The sequence below is a fragment of the uncultured Litoreibacter sp. genome, assembly GCF_947487515.1.
Taxonomy (GTDB): domain Bacteria; phylum Pseudomonadota; class Alphaproteobacteria; order Rhodobacterales; family Rhodobacteraceae; genus Litoreibacter.
Window position 1 is genome coordinate 79504 of record NZ_CANKWO010000004.1, and the last position, 16194, is coordinate 95697.

Here is a 16194-nt window from a genome sequence, read left to right on the forward strand (position 1 = left end):
TCGCTCTAATTGGTGCCAGTATTTTCAAAAATGATTTAAAGGGACCAGCTCAATGCACCTCAATTTATGTTCAAGATATGTAGTGGCACTGATGGCGGCATTATTCCTAGCCTCGTGCAATGAAGTTTCGACGTCACAAAGCGGTCCGGATAGCGGCACAGAGCGAAAGGCCAGCCGTATGATGTCGCTTGTGGCAAAATCAGCGATCATCAGCCCAGCCCCCTTGGCTTGCCCGTTGAGCATTTATCGCAGCAAATCCAATCAAGACGGCGAAGTCGCAAACTGTAAAACCCACCCGAAGCTGTGCATTGCGCAATGTGAGCAGGGCAATCGAAAATCGTGCTTTGATGCGGCTCAGGTGATCGAGGCCGCGCGGGCGCGCGATGGCAATCAAGCAACCTATCCGCTGTATGTAGAGGGCTGTGCGTTGGGTGACAGCAATGCCTGTGTCAACGCAATCGCAACCTTGAAGAATACGGTTTGGAGCAGCCCACCCCCCGCGAAAGCAGTCGCTCCGGCGTGCCAATACAAGACCGTGAAACGCATGTGTGATGAGAAGGCCCCGTGGGGGTGCTACATGACCGCGAAAGAATATCAGCGCCACGGCAAGAACGGTTACGTCAAGAACAGCAAAGTTAAACATGACCGCTATATGCGCCGCGCCTGTGCGTTGGCCCCTAAGTCTGGGGCATGCTTGGACCCATATAAATAAGGGATGAAGTCGGCGTTGGTGAAGGGGCAAGTTTTTATTGATTGACGAGTCAATCAAAAACGATCAAGCGTATCGCCATGCCAAAGCTTGGAATGGAACCGATACGCCGTGAGGCCCTAGTCACCGCCGCAATCGCCGAAATCGGCGCGGCGGGGTCGCTTGATGTAACAGTCAGTGCGATCTCCAAGCGCGCTGGCATGTCATCGGCTTTGGCGCATCATTACTTCGGCAATAAAGACCAGATTTTTCTTGCTGCCATGCGCCATATTCTGGCTGGGTTCGCCGTCGAAGTGCGGGGGCGCCTCAGCTTAACCACCACTCCGCGTGATCGTTTGACGGCGTTGCTTGAAGCAAGTTTCGCGCAATCCTGCTTTGATCCGGAAATCATCTCGGCTTGGTTGAACTTCTATGTAAAGGCGCATTCCAGTCCGGATGCCATGCGTTTGCTGCGCGTCTACCAAAGACGTTTGCGCAGCAATTTGATCTATGCGCTGCGTCCAATCGCAGCCACCCCCGAGGCCTTGGCCGATGCGATCGCGGCTTTGATCGACGGGCTCTACATTCGGGCCGCCCTTGGTGCGCCCATTGCCCGTGATCCTGCCGCGACAATTCTTGCCTTCACCGTACCCCATCTTGAGGACCAGCTATGACACAACCGAACTTCCTGATTTTTATGGTCGATCAACTCAACGGCACATTCTTTCCAGATGGCCCTGCAGATTGGCTTCACGCCCCGAACATCAAAAAGCTGGCGGCCCGCTCCACGCGGTTCAAAAACGCCTATACGGCCTCGCCCCTATGTGCGCCGGGCCGAGCCAGCTTCATGACCGGTCAGCTGCCGTCGCGCACTGGGGTTTATGACAACGCAGCAGAATTCGCGTCCTCCATCCCGACCTTTGCGCATCACTTGCGTCGCGCGGGCTATCAAACCTGCCTGTCGGGCAAAATGCACTTTGTTGGCCCCGATCAGTTGCACGGGTTTGAGGAGCGCATGACCACCGACATTTATCCCGCCGATTTTGGCTGGACACCCGACTACCGCAAACCCGGCGAGCGGATCGAGTGGTGGTATCACAACATGGGGTCTGTCACTGGCGCAGGTGTGGCCGAAATTTCCAACCAGATGGAATACGACGATGAGGTCGCCTATCACGCGACCCGCAAAATTTACGATCTGGCGCGCGGCAATGACGACCGCCCTTGGTGCCTGATGGCCAGCTTCACGCACCCGCATGATCCCTATGTGGCGCGCAAAAAATACTGGGATCTCTATGAGGATTGCGAGCACCTGATGCCGGAAGTCGGCCCGATCCCTTATGAGGAACAAGACGGTCACTCCAAGCGCATTCTGGATGCCAACGACCGCGACAACTTCAACATCACCGAAGACCACATTCGTCGCGCCCGCCGTGCCTATTTCGCCAACATTTCTTACTTGGACGACAAAGTCGGCGAGGTGATGGAGGCATTGGAAGCCACACGCCAAGACGCAACCATCCTGTTTGTCGCCGACCATGGCGACATGCTGGGGGAACGCGGCTTGTGGTTCAAGATGAGCTTCTTTGAGGGGTCATCGCGCGTTCCGTTCATGATCTCCTCGCCTGATATGGAAGCGGGGCTGGTCACCACGCCCGTGTCCAACATCGACTTCTGTCCGACCGTTTGTGACCTCGCGGGCATTGATATGTCCGAAGTGATGCCGTGGACGGATGGCGAGTCCATCGCGCCTTTGGGCAAGGGGCAGACACGCGACACTCCTGTCGCGATGGAATACGCGGCCGAAGCCAGCTACGCGCCGCTGGTGTCCCTGCGCTATGGCCAGTGGAAGTTCAACCGCTGCGCGCTGGACGACGACCAATTGTTTGATCTGGACGCGGATCCGCATGAATTGACCAACCTCGTGGATGATCCTGCCCACGCGGGTACGCTGTCCTCCTTGCAAGCCAAATGCGAAGCCCGATGGGATTTGGAGGCCTATGACGCCGCTGTGCGCCACTCTCAGGCTGGTCGTTGGGTCGTCTACGAGGCGCTGCGCAAAGGTGGCTACTACCCTTGGGACTACCAACCGCTGCAAAAAGCATCCGAGCGCTACATGCGCAATCACATGGACCTCAACACGCTCGAGGAAAGCCAGCGCTTTCCCCGTGGCGAATAAAATCAGAACTTTTTGTCGGAGCACATCCACATGCAAAACGCACAACCTACCGCCAGCCATTTCATCAATGGCGCCTACGTCGAAGACACCTCCGGTGCAAAGATCGAATGTATCTACCCAGCGACGGGTGAGGTGATCGCGACATTGCACGAGGCCACGCCCGCAATAGTCGATCAAGCCCTAGAGGCTGCCAAAGAGGGCCAGAAAATCTGGGCCGCAATGACCGGCACCGAGCGGGGCCGCGTCTTGCGCCGTGCCGCCGATATGATCCGCGACCGCAACCGTGATCTGTCGGTTCTGGAAACCCTAGATACGGGCAAGCCATTGCAAGAAACGCTGGTGGCCGATGCGACGTCCGGCGCGGATGCGTTGGAATACTTCGGTGGCTTGGCAGGGTCACTTACGGGCGAGCATGTGCAACTGGGCCAAGACTGGGTCTACACCATCCGCGAAGCCTTGGGTGTTTGCGTCGGCATCGGTGCGTGGAACTACCCGACGCAGATTGCGTGCTGGAAAGGTGCGCCTGCGCTGGCTTGTGGCAACTCGATGGTGTTCAAACCCTCCGAGACAACGCCGCTGAGCGCTTTGAAAGTCGCGGAAATCCTGTTCGAAGCCGGACTGCCCGCAGGGGTCTACAACGTAGTCCAAGGCCGCGGCGCAGTAGGGGCATCGTTGGTCACCGATCCGCGCGTCGCCAAAGTGTCACTCACTGGGTCGGTTCCAACAGGTCGCAAGGTCTATGCTGCCGCGGCGGAAGGCATGAAGCACGTCACGATGGAGTTGGGCGGCAAATCCCCGATGATCGTCTTTGAAGACGCCGACATCGACAACGCCGTGTCTGGTGCGATCTTGGGCAACTTCTATTCTTCGGGCCAAGTCTGCTCCAATGGCACCCGCGTGTTCGTCCACAAAAGCATCAAAGAGGCCTTCATCAAGCGCCTGAGTGAACGCCTTGAAGGCGTGGTCATGGGCGATCCGCTGGATGAGGCCACAAATTTCGGGCCGATGGTCTCCGCAGATCAGATGAATATCGCAATGGGCTATGTCCAAAAGGGTGTGCAAGAGGGGGCAACCTTGGTTGCTGGTGGCAAGCAGCTGGATAGGGATGGCTACTTCATGGAGCCAACCGTTTTTGCCGATGTCACCGATGATATGACCATCGCACGCGAGGAAATCTTTGGCCCTGTGATGTCCATTTTCGACTTCGACACCGAAGAAGAAGTATTGGCGCGGGCGAATGACACCGAGTTTGGCCTTGCCGCTGGTGTGTTCACCAACGACCTGACCCGCGCGCACCGCGTTGTTGCGGGCTTCGAGGCGGGGACTTGCTACATCAACACCTACAACTTGGCCCCTGTTGAGGCTCCGTTCGGTGGCTCCAAAGCGTCGGGCGTTGGGCGTGAGAATTCGAAAGAAGCGATCAACCACTACTCCGAAGTGAAAACAGTCTACGTCGCAATGACCCCAGTAGAGGCGCAGTTCTGATGCAAGCGGATTACGTCATTGTCGGCGCGGGCTCTGCGGGCTGCGCCATGGCTTACCGTCTGGCAGAGGCGGGGGAATCTGTGCTGGTGATTGAACACGGCGGCACAGATATCGGCCCATTCATCCAGATGCCTGGCGCGCTGAGCTACCCTATGAATATGTCGCGCTATGACTGGGGCTATAAGTCCGAGCCTGAGCCACACCTGCAAGACCGCGAACTGGTCACCCCGCGCGGCAAGGTCGTCGGTGGGTCGTCTTCGATCAACGGTATGGTTTACGTGCGCGGCCACGCAGGGGACTTTGATCACTGGGCAGAGCAGGGGGCCGACGGCTGGTCTTACGCCCATGTGCTTCCCTACTACAAACGCATGGAGAATTGGTCCTCAGGCGGGCGCGGTGGCGATCGCAGTTGGCGCGGCAAAAACGGGCCGCTGAATGTCACCCGTGGCCCCGGAAAGAACCCACTGACCAAAGCGTTTGTAAAAGCTGGTGAGCAGGCGGGCTATCAAGTGACGCCCGATTACAACGGCGAGCAGCAAGAAGGCGTCGGCCCGTTTGATGCGACAATCAGAAACGGCCGGCGTTGGTCTGCCGCGAACGCGTATTTGCGCCCTGCGCTGAAACGCAAGAATTGCACGCTTGTTCAGGCCTTCGCGCAAAAGGTGGTCATCGAAGATGGCCGCGCGACGGGTGTCGAAGTTCTGCGCGGGGGCAAGGTCGAAGTCATCAAGGCGGGCAAAGAAGTCATCCTTGCCGCCTCATCGATCAATAGCCCCAAGCTTTTGATGTTGTCGGGCATCGGCCCTGCGCAGCACCTGAAAGACCACGGGATCGAGGTTGTCGCGGATCGCCAAGGCGTGGGGCAAAACCTGCAAGACCACTTGGAAATCTACCTGCAAATGGCCGCCTCTAAGCCCGTTAGCCTGTATAAATACTGGAATATTCCAGGCAAAGGCTGGGTCGGCACTCAGTGGTTGCTGGCAAAGTTGGGCCTTGGTGCGTCCAATCAGTTCGAATCCGGCGGCTTCATCCGTTCGGCGGCTGGGGTGCGCTACCCTGACATCCAGTTCCACTTCTTGCCAATTGCAGTGCGCTATGACGGCAAAGCGGCGGCAGAAGGGCACGGATATCAAGCTCACGTCGGGCCTATGCGGTCCAAGTCACGCGGGCAGGTGACCTTGAAATCAAGCGATCCGGCAGAGGCGCCGAAGATTGAATTCAACTACATGTCCCACCCCGATGATTGGGAGGACTTCCGCAAATGCGTTCGCCTCACACGTGAGATATTCGGACAAGAGGCGTTTTCGCAGTACACACGCCACGAAATCCAACCCGGTGCGGATGTGGAAACGGACGAGCAAATCGATGCCTTCATCGCAGAGCACGCCGAAAGTGCATATCATCCCTGCGGCACCGCCCGCATGGGGCGCCGCAACGATGCCATGGCCGTAGTTGATCCAGAGTGTCGCGTGATTGGGGTTGAAGGGTTGCGCCTCGCCGATAGCTCGATCTTCCCGCGCATCACCAACGGCAACCTGAATGCGCCGTCTATCATGGTGGGCGAAAAGGCCGCGGATCACATTCTTGGCCGCGACCCGCTTCCTGCGGACAACTCCAAGCCATGGATTCACCCGAACTGGCGTACTGAGCAGCGGTAATAAACATCGTTTGATTGTGTCGGTCCCCGACAGTCGGGGGCCGTCTCTACCTAAGCGCGTGGCGCGCGCCGGTAGGCACTGGGGCTGGCGCCCGTCTCTCGCCGAAAGGCACGGTTGAAAGCATTAGCGTCGGCATAACCGGTCTTATAGGCAATCTCATCCACAAGCAGGGTGGTGCTTTCCAGCATCTTGCAGGCCTGCCCCATCCGGCATTGCCGCACATAGTGGATCGGGGACAGCCCGGTTGCCAGTTTGAAGCGCTCGGCGAAGGCAGTGCGCGATTGTCCGTATATGTCTGCAAGGGAATCCACCGTCCACGCCGCACTAGGGTTGGAGTGGATTTCTTCCAGTACACCCTTAATTCGCGGGTTGGCCAGCGCTTGCAGGGTTTCATCATGAGAAAGGGCGCTTTGGAGCCAGTCGTGAACCGTATGCAGGCATAGAATTTCGGTCAAACGGTTCAGCACGCTTTGCTGGGGGGCGGATGTTTTGCTGACCTCGGCGTTGATAAGTTGAAAGATCAGGTCGAGCTTATGCGCCCGCCCGTCCGTGCCGCTGCGCTCGATCAGCATGTCGGGAAGGCGCGAGGTGATGGCTTTCGGGGTGTTTTCGGTGAATTGGAAATAGCCACAGAACAAATGCGCGTTCATAGCGCCATCCGCGTTCTCATCGCTGAAGTAGCAATGCGCTTTTCCATTCGGGATGATCACAATGTCGCCAGCCAGTAGCAAGCTTGGCTCCGGCATGCCGTCGATCTGCAGCCATGTTTGACCGGATAAAACCAGATGAAACCGAGCGAAGCCCTCCGAGGAAGGATGGCAGAAGTACCATGGGGCGGTCAGGGTCTCCCCGACGCAGGCCGTGCCGCGAACGCGAATTAGATCAAGGAGTTTTAAGATGTCATCAGTCATGCTTCTTTGATCTGAAAGATGCTGATCACGTTCTATAGACGAAGCCGTTATCTCGCACACATTGAAGCGAGAAAGAGTGAGGCATCAGACACGAAACCGTCAGATCGGACACGTCTGTGTGATCTACGTGCGATGACTTGGACGATCTGCAAGAAATGCCGGACGCACGGCACTGTTCCCTGTTTCTCAACCCGTTAACCTTAAAATCCGGAAGTCATTAAGTCCCTGTAAATGGCAGCATGACATACCGCAGACGGCTCAGTTCGATCTGGGTGAAAATTATTGGTCAAACTGGAGAAACGATCATGAAAACTATTCTAGCCGCCACCGTAGCAACTTTGGCATTTGCCGCCCCTTCGTTCGCAGAAACATCTGCAGCCGAACTGTTCGCCATGAGCAACGCCTCTGCTGCCGAGACAATCTTGCGTGAAACATCCATGGGCGACGTCACATCTGCCCGCATTCGTTTGGCATTGGGCAACATGAGCGCGGCAGAGCGCCAGGCCTTTTTCCAAGCGGACACCGTATCGCGCCAGCGCATTCTGAAGAACGCCAAGCTGTTTGGTGACAGCAACAGCGCCGCTGAAATGGCGTCCGAATCCGTAAAGGCAGCTGCTGGCAACTAGGTTCGCCTGTCGCGACGACGTTTACTCGGGCGGGCTGCGGTGATGCGTAGCCCGCCCCTATAGTTTAAGGAAAGGCCACCTCAATGACCCATGCAAACGGTAACAGTCTTACACGGCGGGGGTTCTTCGCGAGCACAGGCGCAGCAGCTCTGACTGTTGCAAGCACACCGGTGGTGGCCAGTGTAGAGGCGGGAAGCGCCTCGAACTTCAAATTTGAAATCAATCGCACAGTGGATGAATGGCTGACCCAATTGGGCGAGCAAAGCTACGCGATCATGCGCGAAGGGTTCACCGAGGCCCCTAAATCCAGCCCGTTGTGGGAAGAAACCCGCGCTGGCACCTACCATTGCAAAGGCTGCGACTTACACAACTACAGCGCCAATCAGAAAGTCGTTCTGGAGAAAGGCTGGGTGTTCTTCTACCACGCAGAGCCCGATTCTGTCCTGATGGCGATTGACGGTGCGGTGCCGGAATATGGTGCGATGTCCGAGGATGCCGCGTTGATTGAGTTGCATTGCCGCCGATGTGCGGGGCACTTGGGGCATCTTGTGATCATTGCGGGCGGCATGAAGCACTGTATCAACGGCGCATCATTGGACTTCAAACCGACGGCCGCCTAGCGCCGCCAAAGGGATGCAAAACAAACTGCGGAACGAAATAAGAACACCTCTTTCCCTAAAGAGGGGATCACGCTATCCTATCTGGCATGACCAGTTTTAACGACGAAGATGCCTTCGAAGCCGCCAGCCTGCCTTTATCCCAACGCGCCATGGGTGCGACGATGGGGGCACGTGCTGCACCTTATCTTGACGGGTTGAACCCCGCACAACGCGAAGCGGTGGAAACTTTGGATGGCCCCGTTTTGATGCTGGCAGGCGCTGGCACGGGCAAAACCAAAGCCCTGACATCGCGTATTGCACATCTTTTGACCACCGGCAGTGCGCGGCCCAATGAAATCCTTGCCGTGACCTTCACGAATAAGGCCGCGCGCGAGATGAAGAGCCGTGTGGCGGGCCTATTGGGGGAGGCCATCGAAGGGGTGCCTTGGTTGGGCACCTTCCACTCTATCTGTGTGAAACAGTTGCGCAGGCACGCCGAATTGGTGGACTTGAAGTCAAATTTCACCATTTTGGACACAGACGACCAAATTCGCCTGCTCAAGCAATTGATCGTGGCGGAAGGCATCGACGACAAACGTTGGCCTGCGCGAATGCTGGCCGGTTTGATCGATAGCTGGAAGAACCGTGCTTGGACGCCGGAGGCTTTGCCTGCCTCTGAAGCGGGGGCCTATGACCACAAAGGCGGTAAGATTTACGCCCAATACCAAGAGCGCCTGCGCACGCTGAATGCCTGTGACTTTGGCGACTTGTTGTTGCATATGGTGACGATATTTCAGCAGCACCCCGATGTTTTGGAACAATACCAGCGCTGGTTCCGGTACATTCTGGTGGACGAGTACCAAGATACCAATGTCGCTCAATACATGTGGCTGCGCTTGCTGGCCGCGGCGCATAAGAACATCTGCTGCGTCGGGGATGATGATCAGTCGATCTACGGCTGGCGCGGTGCCGAAGTGGGCAACATTTTGCGGTTCGAAAAAGACTTCGAGGGCGCAAAAATTGTCAAATTGGAACAAAACTACCGCTCGACCGAACATATCCTTGGCGCGGCCTCTGGTGTGATCTCTGGCAACAAGGGACGCTTGGGAAAGACCCTGTTTACCGAAAGTAAGGGGGGCGAAAAGGTCCGATTAATCGGTCATTGGGACGGCGAGGAAGAGGCCCGCTGGATCGGTGACGAAATCGAGTCAATGCAATCGGGCACCCGCGGTATGAACCCGATTGGGTTGAACCAAATGGCGATCCTTGTGCGGGCCTCGCATCAGATGCGCAGCTTTGAGGACCGGTTCTTGAGCATTGGTCTGCCGTACCGCGTTATTGGCGGTCCTCGTTTCTACGAACGGTTGGAAATTCGGGATGCCATGGCCTATTTCCGCCTGATCACCAGCCCCAGTGACGATCTTGCCTTCGAGCGGATCGTCAATACGCCCAAACGCGGTCTTGGCGATAAGGCTGTGCAGAAAATCCAAGTGATGGCGCGCAGCAACGGTCTGTCTTTGCTTGACGGGGCCAAGCTGCTTCTGGAAACCAAGGGCTTGGGCGGAAAAGGCGCGAAAGAGCTGGCCAAACTGGTTGATGGGTTGGACCGCTGGGGGGCTGCCGCGCGGATCGGTGATATGTCTCACATCGAGATTGCAGAAATGGCACTGGAAGAATCCGGTTACACCGAGATGTGGCAAAATGACAAAACCCCGGAAGCCCCGGGGCGTCTCGATAACCTCAAAGAGTTGGTCAAAGCGCTGGAGCAGTTCGAAAACCTGCAAGGGTTCTTGGAACATATCGCGCTGGTCATGGACAATGACACCGAAGAGGCGTCCGAAAAAGTGTCGATCATGACGCTGCATGGCTCCAAAGGGTTGGAATTTCCTGCCGTGTTTCTTCCTGGATGGGAGGAGGGGCTATTTCCTTCGCAGCGCTCCATGGACGAATCCGGTGTCAAAGGCTTGGAGGAAGAGCGTCGCCTCGCATATGTCGGCATCACACGGGCCGAAACGCTTTGCACAATCTCCTTTGCCGGCAACCGCCGCGTCTATGGCCAGTGGCAAAATGCGCTGCCATCACGCTTCATCGATGAGCTGCCGGAGCGTCACGTCGAAATTCTGACGCCTCCTGGGATTTACGGTCACCAAGCAGGATCCGCCAGCGATATGCTGGACGCCTTGGGGGGCAGTGACCTGCATGAGGCAGCCGCCAAAGCCAATGTCTATAACTCGCCGGGGTGGCGCCGTTTGCAAGACCGTCAGGCCAGCCGCGGGTCAACCTCTTCGGGCATGGGCGTGACAATCGAGGCTCAAGCCGTTTCGTCGTTCTCCGTCGGGGAGCGGGTGTTTCACCAAAAATTCGGCTACGGCGAGATCACCGCCTTAGAGGGGGACAAGCTTGACGTGGCCTTCGACAAGGCAGGCGACAAAAAGGTCATCGGAAAGTTCCTAACGGCGGCAGACAGCGCGGGCGACGTGCCGTTTTAGGTTTGCTTCAACAGTGGATAAAGTGACGCGAGCAACAAGGCGGCCATCGTGTAGTTGAAGGCCTGCAATCGCGCGGGCTTGGTTAAAAGGCGCCGCATTTGTTGCCCCAAAACGGTCCACATAGAAACCGAAGGCGCATTGACTGCCCCAAAAATTATGGCGACCAAGGTAACAGCCAAAACGGACCTGTCCGGCGCGTAAATCGTAATCGCCGTGAGCGCCATGGCCCAAGCTTTGGGATTTACCCATTGAAAGGCAGCGGCTTGCAAGAAGGTCATGGGGGTCCCTGTTGCTTCTGCGCCCTTTGGGGGGGCGGCATTTGCGATCTTCCAAGCAAGCCAAGACATGTAACCTACCGATGCAACTTTCAAAATCAGGTGGCTTTCGGGAAATTGGTCGAAGATTTGCATAAGCCCGATGCCCACGAGGAACACCATCAGCATGAAGCCGATTGAGATTCCCAACATGTGAGGAATGCTGCGACGAAATCCGAAGTTCGCTCCAGAGGCCATAAGCATCAGATTGTTAGGGCCAGGCGTGGCAGATGACACGAATGCAAAGAGGATCAGCGCGGAGATAAGTTCAATATTCATGCCGATGATTCTAGGCGCCTTTTGGCGAATTTATGTTGCGTTTTGACTGATGTTGTCCCAATTGTTGCAACCTATGAGCGATTTGGATCAGATCAACGAAAACATATTGCGTGAGCTCTCTCGGGATGGTCGGGTCAGTAACCTTGATCTGGCGGACCGTGTAGGGCTGTCGCCTTCGGCCTGCTTGCGTCGTGTGCAAGATCTGGAAAGGCGTGGGATTATCCAAGGATATCGCGCTGTTTTGGACCGAACTCAGCTTGGAACTGGGTTTGTGGCCTATGTGGGTGTGGGGTTGTCGAATCACTCCAAGGCGTCTCAGGAGGCATTCGAGCGCTCTATTGCGCGCAGCCCGCAGGTGGTCGAATGCCACAATATCACAGGATCGATTGAGTATCTGCTGCGCATCGAATGCGCGGATCTGGCAGCCTACAAGGTGTTTCATACCGATATTCTTGGGGCATTGGAATCGGTGAATGCGATCACATCCTATGTGGTCATGGGCTCCTCGAAAGACGAACGCGCTTAATCCGGCGGACCTCCAGACACAAAAAAACGGTGACGCGGGAGGAGGTGCGTCACCGTTCTTATGTGCGGCTCCGACCAGGGAGGAGGAAGGTCATCGCCGTATGACGGGCCAGCCTCGGGAGGAGGTGAAGCTGTTCCGTGGTGCTCAGCACATGCGTCTAAGGGAGGAGGAAGACGCAGTGCCGATCTGGTCAGCGGCGGCACCTAAGGGAGGAGGAAGGTGCCACCGCTAAAGCGAACTCGGCTAAAGGGAGGATAAAGCCGAGAGCGCAAACTTATTTTCCGTAAGCTGCCTCATAGGCGACGGATTTGATGTTGCCGCGTGTCATGCCCAAGTCAGCCAATTCGCGGCCGCTCAAGTACTGCAACTCGTTCAATGTTGTGCGGTACACGTTGTATTTCGCACGACGCTCAACCAGTTCGTTTTTCAATGCGACCAAGCCTTCAAAGAAGGAAGGAGCAGTGCGGATGCTTGTTGTAAAAGCCATGTCCATTTACCTTTTCTCTGCGAAACCGTGGCACCGATGTTTCGATGTCTTCGTTTCTGTTGCCTCATATTTAGTGAAATGCTGCGCTGCAACAAGACACAGATTAACATTTCCGCTATGCAGCACGCGCATGGCTTAACGTGTTGTTTTGCTTACGTAACGTGACTTGGATTATGACATTTTTGTGAACTCCCGTTAGCGCTGCCATCTCAAATGGCCGGAGGGCGCGCCCTATGGCTGGCCGAAAACTGTCACACTGATGGGTGGGTTGGGGGTTGCCCTTGTGGCCCATGGGCTCCACTTAGGTGGGACCCAAAATTAACCACGACAGGGATGCCCCGATGACTGTGACCCGTGATTCAATTCTAGACGCTCTTCGGGTGTTGAAACTGCCTGACGGTGAGGATGTGGTGGCCAAAGATATGGTCCGCGCTTTGGCTGTCGACGCAGGCGCTGTGCGCTTCGTCATCGAAGCTGCACCCGAGGTGGCCAAACATCTGGAACCTCTTCGTGCCGCCGCACAACAAATCGTAGAACGCATGGAAGGCGTAGACAGTGCCTCTGTGTTGTTGACAGCGCATTCAGACAAAAAGCCGCCTTCCCTAAAGGTAGGTAAACATCCGGAGCCGCAAGATGGTCCGACGAAACCCAAAGGGGTCGCGCGCATTTTGGCGGTGGCATCCGGTAAAGGGGGCGTGGGCAAATCTACCTTGTCGTCCAACCTCGCTGTAGCGTTGGCGAAGCAAGGCCGCCGCGTAGGGTTGCTCGATGCTGATATATATGGACCGTCCCAGCCGCGTATGATGGGAGTAAGCAAACGCCCTGCGTCGCCGGACGGCAAAACGATCATCCCTTTGAAGGCCCACGGTGTGACCATGATGTCGATTGGTTTGATGATGGACCCTGACAAGGCGATCGTCTGGCGCGGGCCTATGCTAATGGGCGCGTTGCAGCAGATGTTAGGGCAGGTGGAATGGGGCGAGCTGGACGTGCTGATCGTTGATCTGCCGCCGGGTACGGGCGATGTGCAGTTGACCCTGTGTACCAAATCCGAGCTGTCCGGCGCCATCGTGGTCTCCACCCCGCAAGATGTGGCGCTTCTGGATGCACGCAAAGCCATCGACATGTTTAACACGTTGAAAACTCCGGTGCTGGGGCTGGTGGAAAACATGTCCATGTATGTCTGCCCCAAATGTGGAACTGAGGCGCATATCTTCGGCCACGGCGGCGTGAAGGCGGATGCGGCCAAGATGGGCTTGCCGTTTCTAGGGGAAATCCCGCTGGATGTAGATGTGCGGCTCGCCGGAGACAGCGGAACGCCGATTGCCGCGGGCGACAGCCCCGTAGCGCAGGCCTACGCCAAATTGGCCGAGGGGCTGGTTAAAGGCGGAATGGCTTGACCCAAGCCTGATAATAGGGGTAGGAGGCGGCAGGGCAGCAGAATGCCCGCCGCCCGCTAGGCTTGTCCTTTGGTGAAATTCTGTATCTAGCAAGATCACATCTGCAACTGACGCGCAGGGTGATGGCAACGCGGGCTCCATCAAACCGATTTCGCGTCATCTTGTAATGGATGATCAAATGACCAATCTAGACCCTATGCCTTCGGTGGAAGACCTAAAGGCTCAAGCCAAACGACTTCGATCGCAAATGGCTTCTATGAATACACCCGTTTCGCATTCCCAATCGCTGGAGCTTCTGGCCCAGCAAATGGGTTTGCGTGACTGGAACACTTTACAGGCGCGCGCCGCTGCGCTGTCGAACCATCGCCCGCCTTGGGCCGTTGGGGATTTCGTGCGGGGGCGTTATCTGGATCAGCCGTGTTCAGGGCGCATCTTGTCGCTGACAGCTATCGCGGGTGGGCGATACCGCATGACGCTGCATCTGGATGACCCCGTGGATGTGGTGACCTTCGATAGCTTCTCGTCATTCCGCCAACGCATCAACGCGACGGTGGATAGTCATGGGATTAGTGTCGGTAAGCGCTCCGACGGGGTGCCGCATCTGGTGTTGAACCACTAGCAGCAAGGGCCTTGGCCGCCATCCCGCCGCGCCTCAACCTGCCTAAAAGGGACGGGTTGAGGCGCACCACGCCGCAGATGGGGCAGGGTGAGTTCGTGGGGCGGTCGTAAACCTATGGCGCAATGCCGAAGCCAGATGGCGGGTGTGAGCCCAAATAAACGGATGCTGCGGTTAATATATGCTGTCGTGTGGCTGTCAAAAACCGCCAACAATCCTCGAGGTTTTGTGCGGGCTGTTTGAAAGCGCGAATGTCGATGTTTTTACATCGTGCCAAAAAGGAAGGTTTCTGGAGGCGCCTTGCTCAGAACGGTTTTAAGTTTATTATTTTCCATGGCAGTGAAAGTTTGACATGCACCGATTATTTTTCATCTCCTGTTTTGCTTTGGTATCCTGTGCGCCGGAAAACGAGTTTGCCTTTTCCGAGGCGGACAAAATTACCTGTGAAGCCGATGGTTCACGATACGTAAGCGACCCGCTCGTTAACGGATACTCTTGTGTCGAGGGCACTTCTGACGCTGGCAAAATGTGCCTAAGCGCGACGGAATGTGAAGGGTGGTGTGGTGTCACCCGGGAAGGTGCACCTGGCCAATGTTCCGCCCAAAAGAAAATGATTTTCGGCTGCTATGACTTTTATGATAGCGACGGCCAATATGTTTCAATTTGCATATAAGATAGGAACGGCGGCCTTCCCACTACAACTATAGCCCTGCTCAAGCGATCTGTTTTGGGTGGTGCTCAAACATCATCCGTTTTTGGGATGGGGCGTCAAATCGGACATTGACGCACTTCGCTTGGATGAAGGCAAAGCCCGCATAACCACCCTCTCTCCGCAAACACTCACCAAATTCCTCAGCCGCGCATAGTCTTGCGCGGCTTTTGTTGTTTTGCCCTGTGGATAACTTGCGTCGCGAATCAAAATGACTCAAAAGGGGGTGATTCGGGTGGGATTTCATGGGCTGAGCATGGGAAATCACTTCAAAATGGAAAAATCATGGGAAATCATGGGAAAAATTTCAGAAAATTTGAGCCACTATATCTAGTGGTGCCTCACAGCGCTGTCACCAACTGAGCCAAAAACACCCCCATTTCAGCGACTCGGGGCGGGCGGAAAAATCTTATTCCCACGCTGTCCCGTAAAAACCCATTGATTACCATATCGTCCCATGGCACAAAGTTCTCACGATAAAGACGGCAACTAAAAACAAGGGGCGATTAAGAACCCCAAGGCGACCAAAAGGTTTCATACAGGCACCGACTTTATCTAACTACGTTTGACCCTGCGCGAGTAGACATCCCCCCAGGTGGCGCGGGTCAAACACCTCCCTAAACGGGAACGAGGGCGGCAAGTTGATCAGTGGCAGCAGATCAACTTGCCGTTTTCCGTTTAAGGGCTTGAGAATATGAAAGGGTGGCGCGGACAGTGGCACAACGGTTCAGAGGTGAAGGCGTCCACAAGGTGGACAGCAAGGGCAGGGTCTCGATCCCAGCCCTGTTTCGCCGTGTTCTGGAAGCCTCTGACCCCGATTGGACCGACGGTCTGAACCCGAATGTTGTCATTGTATACGGTGGCAAAACTCAAAATTACCTTGAAGCCTATACGCAAGAAGCCATTCAAGAGGTCGATGACAAGATCGCGCGTTTGCCGCGCGGCTCCAAACAGCGTCGCGCGCTGGAGCACATCTTCAACTCGCAATCCCTGCCCACGCAAACCGACGACACGGGTCGTTTGGTTTTGCCCGCAAAGCTGCGCGAGAAAATTGGCATCACAAATGAGGCCAAATTCGTGGCCATGGGCGACACGTTCCAAATCTGGGCGCCAGACGCCTTTGATGATCGCAATGCAGACATCGAAGACTGGTTGGACGAGCAGGGCGAAGACTTCGACCCATTGGAATTGTTGGAGATGGCGCCAGAGCCATCCCCCGCGGAGTAGG

General features: G+C 56.1%; 15 protein-coding genes. 12 read left to right on the plus strand and 3 right to left on the minus strand.

Going from position 1 to position 16194, the window contains the following annotated elements:
* The first annotated feature begins 91 nt into the window (after window positions 1-91).
* From Q0746_RS14330 to betA, 5 genes are all read left to right on the plus strand, one after another.
* Window positions 92-712 (plus strand): hypothetical protein, encoded by a 621-nt coding sequence (locus Q0746_RS14330; RefSeq protein WP_298261460.1) that lies wholly within the window; start codon window positions 92-94, stop codon window positions 710-712.
* 77 nt (window positions 713-789) lie between these two features.
* On the plus strand, window positions 790-1362 hold the full coding sequence (gene betI, locus Q0746_RS14335) for a transcriptional regulator BetI (protein ID WP_298261462.1): 573 nt from the start codon (window positions 790-792) through the stop codon (window positions 1360-1362).
* Window positions 1359-2867: a choline-sulfatase gene (betC, locus tag Q0746_RS14340; protein ID WP_298261464.1), complete on the plus strand. Its 1509-nt coding sequence runs from the start codon at window positions 1359-1361 to the stop codon at window positions 2865-2867. The genes betI and betC overlap by 4 nt, the downstream gene beginning before the upstream one ends.
* A gap of 30 nt (window positions 2868-2897) precedes the next feature.
* Window positions 2898-4352, plus strand: coding sequence for a betaine-aldehyde dehydrogenase (gene betB / locus Q0746_RS14345; RefSeq protein WP_298261466.1), 1455 nt, complete (start codon window positions 2898-2900; stop codon window positions 4350-4352).
* Window positions 4352-6010, plus strand: a complete 1659-nt coding sequence (betA, locus tag Q0746_RS14350) for a choline dehydrogenase (protein ID WP_298261469.1) — start codon at window positions 4352-4354, stop codon at window positions 6008-6010. The genes betB and betA overlap by 1 nt, the downstream gene beginning before the upstream one ends.
* A gap of 50 nt (window positions 6011-6060) precedes the next feature.
* Here the strand turns inward: betA and Q0746_RS14355 are convergent, their stop codons facing one another.
* Window positions 6061-6921 (minus strand): AraC family transcriptional regulator, encoded by an 861-nt coding sequence (locus Q0746_RS14355; protein ID WP_298261471.1) that lies wholly within the window; start codon window positions 6919-6921, stop codon window positions 6061-6063.
* Between the two features lie 305 nt (window positions 6922-7226).
* Between Q0746_RS14355 and Q0746_RS14360 the strand changes: the two genes are divergently transcribed.
* The 3 genes from Q0746_RS14360 (at window position 7227) to Q0746_RS14370 (ending at window position 10635) form a co-directional block, all read left to right on the plus strand.
* Window positions 7227-7547 (plus strand): hypothetical protein, encoded by a 321-nt coding sequence (locus tag Q0746_RS14360; protein WP_298261472.1) that lies wholly within the window; start codon window positions 7227-7229, stop codon window positions 7545-7547.
* 83 nt (window positions 7548-7630) lie between these two features.
* Window positions 7631-8167 (plus strand): peptide-methionine (R)-S-oxide reductase, encoded by a 537-nt coding sequence (locus Q0746_RS14365; RefSeq protein WP_298261474.1) that lies wholly within the window; start codon window positions 7631-7633, stop codon window positions 8165-8167.
* An 86-nt stretch (window positions 8168-8253) separates the two neighbouring features.
* Window positions 8254-10635 (plus strand): UvrD-helicase domain-containing protein, encoded by a 2382-nt coding sequence (locus Q0746_RS14370; RefSeq protein WP_298261476.1) that lies wholly within the window; start codon window positions 8254-8256, stop codon window positions 10633-10635.
* On the opposite strand, the gene Q0746_RS14375 is transcribed toward Q0746_RS14370, so the two are convergent.
* A complete protein-coding gene (locus tag Q0746_RS14375) occupies window positions 10632-11228 on the minus strand; it encodes a LysE family translocator (RefSeq protein WP_298261478.1) in 597 nt (198 codons plus the stop codon). The two genes, Q0746_RS14370 and Q0746_RS14375, sit on opposite strands and share 4 nt — an antisense overlap.
* A 73-nt stretch (window positions 11229-11301) precedes the next feature.
* Here Q0746_RS14375 and Q0746_RS14380 point away from each other — a divergent pair, with 73 nt between their 5' ends.
* Window positions 11302-11754, plus strand: a complete 453-nt coding sequence (locus Q0746_RS14380) for an Lrp/AsnC family transcriptional regulator (protein ID WP_298261480.1) — start codon at window positions 11302-11304, stop codon at window positions 11752-11754.
* Between the two features lie 274 nt (window positions 11755-12028).
* On the opposite strand, the gene Q0746_RS14385 is transcribed toward Q0746_RS14380, so the two are convergent.
* Window positions 12029-12241, minus strand: a complete 213-nt coding sequence (locus Q0746_RS14385) for a DUF1127 domain-containing protein (protein ID WP_298261482.1) — start codon at window positions 12239-12241, stop codon at window positions 12029-12031.
* Window positions 12242-12582: 341 nt separating this feature from the next.
* Between Q0746_RS14385 and Q0746_RS14390 the strand changes: the two genes are divergently transcribed.
* From Q0746_RS14390 to mraZ, 3 genes are all read left to right on the plus strand, one after another.
* Complete coding sequence (locus tag Q0746_RS14390; protein ID WP_298261483.1) at window positions 12583-13641, plus strand: Mrp/NBP35 family ATP-binding protein; 1059 nt, start codon at window positions 12583-12585, stop codon at window positions 13639-13641.
* Window positions 13642-13819: 178 nt separating this feature from the next.
* Window positions 13820-14260 carry a glyoxalase superfamily protein gene (locus tag Q0746_RS14395; protein WP_298261485.1) on the plus strand — a complete coding sequence of 147 codons (441 nt, stop codon included), beginning with the start codon at window positions 13820-13822 and terminating at the stop codon, window positions 14258-14260.
* A gap of 1420 nt (window positions 14261-15680) precedes the next feature.
* A complete protein-coding gene (gene mraZ / locus Q0746_RS14400) occupies window positions 15681-16193 on the plus strand; it encodes a division/cell wall cluster transcriptional repressor MraZ (RefSeq protein WP_298261487.1) in 513 nt (170 codons plus the stop codon).
* The last annotated feature ends 1 nt before the right edge of the window (window position 16194 follow it).

What these genes read in the sequence shown, in the direction of transcription:
- Q0746_RS14330 (WP_298261460.1), top strand. Translation starts at nt 92, where the DNA reads ATGGCGGCATTATTCCTAGCCTCGTGCAATGAAGTTTCGACGTCACAA.
- betI (WP_298261462.1), top strand. Translation starts at nt 790, where the DNA reads ATGCCAAAGCTTGGAATGGAACCGATACGCCGTGAGGCCCTAGTCACC.
- betC (WP_298261464.1), top strand. Translation starts at nt 1,359, where the DNA reads ATGACACAACCGAACTTCCTGATTTTTATGGTCGATCAACTCAACGGC.
- betB (WP_298261466.1), top strand. Translation starts at nt 2,898, where the DNA reads ATGCAAAACGCACAACCTACCGCCAGCCATTTCATCAATGGCGCCTAC.
- betA (WP_298261469.1), top strand. Translation starts at nt 4,352, where the DNA reads ATGCAAGCGGATTACGTCATTGTCGGCGCGGGCTCTGCGGGCTGCGCC.
- Q0746_RS14355 (WP_298261471.1), bottom strand. Translation starts at nt 6,921, where the DNA reads ATGACTGATGACATCTTAAAACTCCTTGATCTAATTCGCGTTCGCGGC.
- Q0746_RS14360 (WP_298261472.1), top strand. Translation starts at nt 7,227, where the DNA reads ATGAAAACTATTCTAGCCGCCACCGTAGCAACTTTGGCATTTGCCGCC.
- Q0746_RS14365 (WP_298261474.1), top strand. Translation starts at nt 7,631, where the DNA reads ATGACCCATGCAAACGGTAACAGTCTTACACGGCGGGGGTTCTTCGCG.
- Q0746_RS14370 (WP_298261476.1), top strand. Translation starts at nt 8,254, where the DNA reads ATGACCAGTTTTAACGACGAAGATGCCTTCGAAGCCGCCAGCCTGCCT.
- Q0746_RS14375 (WP_298261478.1), bottom strand. Translation starts at nt 11,228, where the DNA reads ATGAATATTGAACTTATCTCCGCGCTGATCCTCTTTGCATTCGTGTCA.
- Q0746_RS14380 (WP_298261480.1), top strand. Translation starts at nt 11,302, where the DNA reads ATGAGCGATTTGGATCAGATCAACGAAAACATATTGCGTGAGCTCTCT.
- Q0746_RS14385 (WP_298261482.1), bottom strand. Translation starts at nt 12,241, where the DNA reads ATGGCTTTTACAACAAGCATCCGCACTGCTCCTTCCTTCTTTGAAGGC.
- Q0746_RS14390 (WP_298261483.1), top strand. Translation starts at nt 12,583, where the DNA reads ATGACTGTGACCCGTGATTCAATTCTAGACGCTCTTCGGGTGTTGAAA.
- Q0746_RS14395 (WP_298261485.1), top strand. Translation starts at nt 13,820, where the DNA reads ATGACCAATCTAGACCCTATGCCTTCGGTGGAAGACCTAAAGGCTCAA.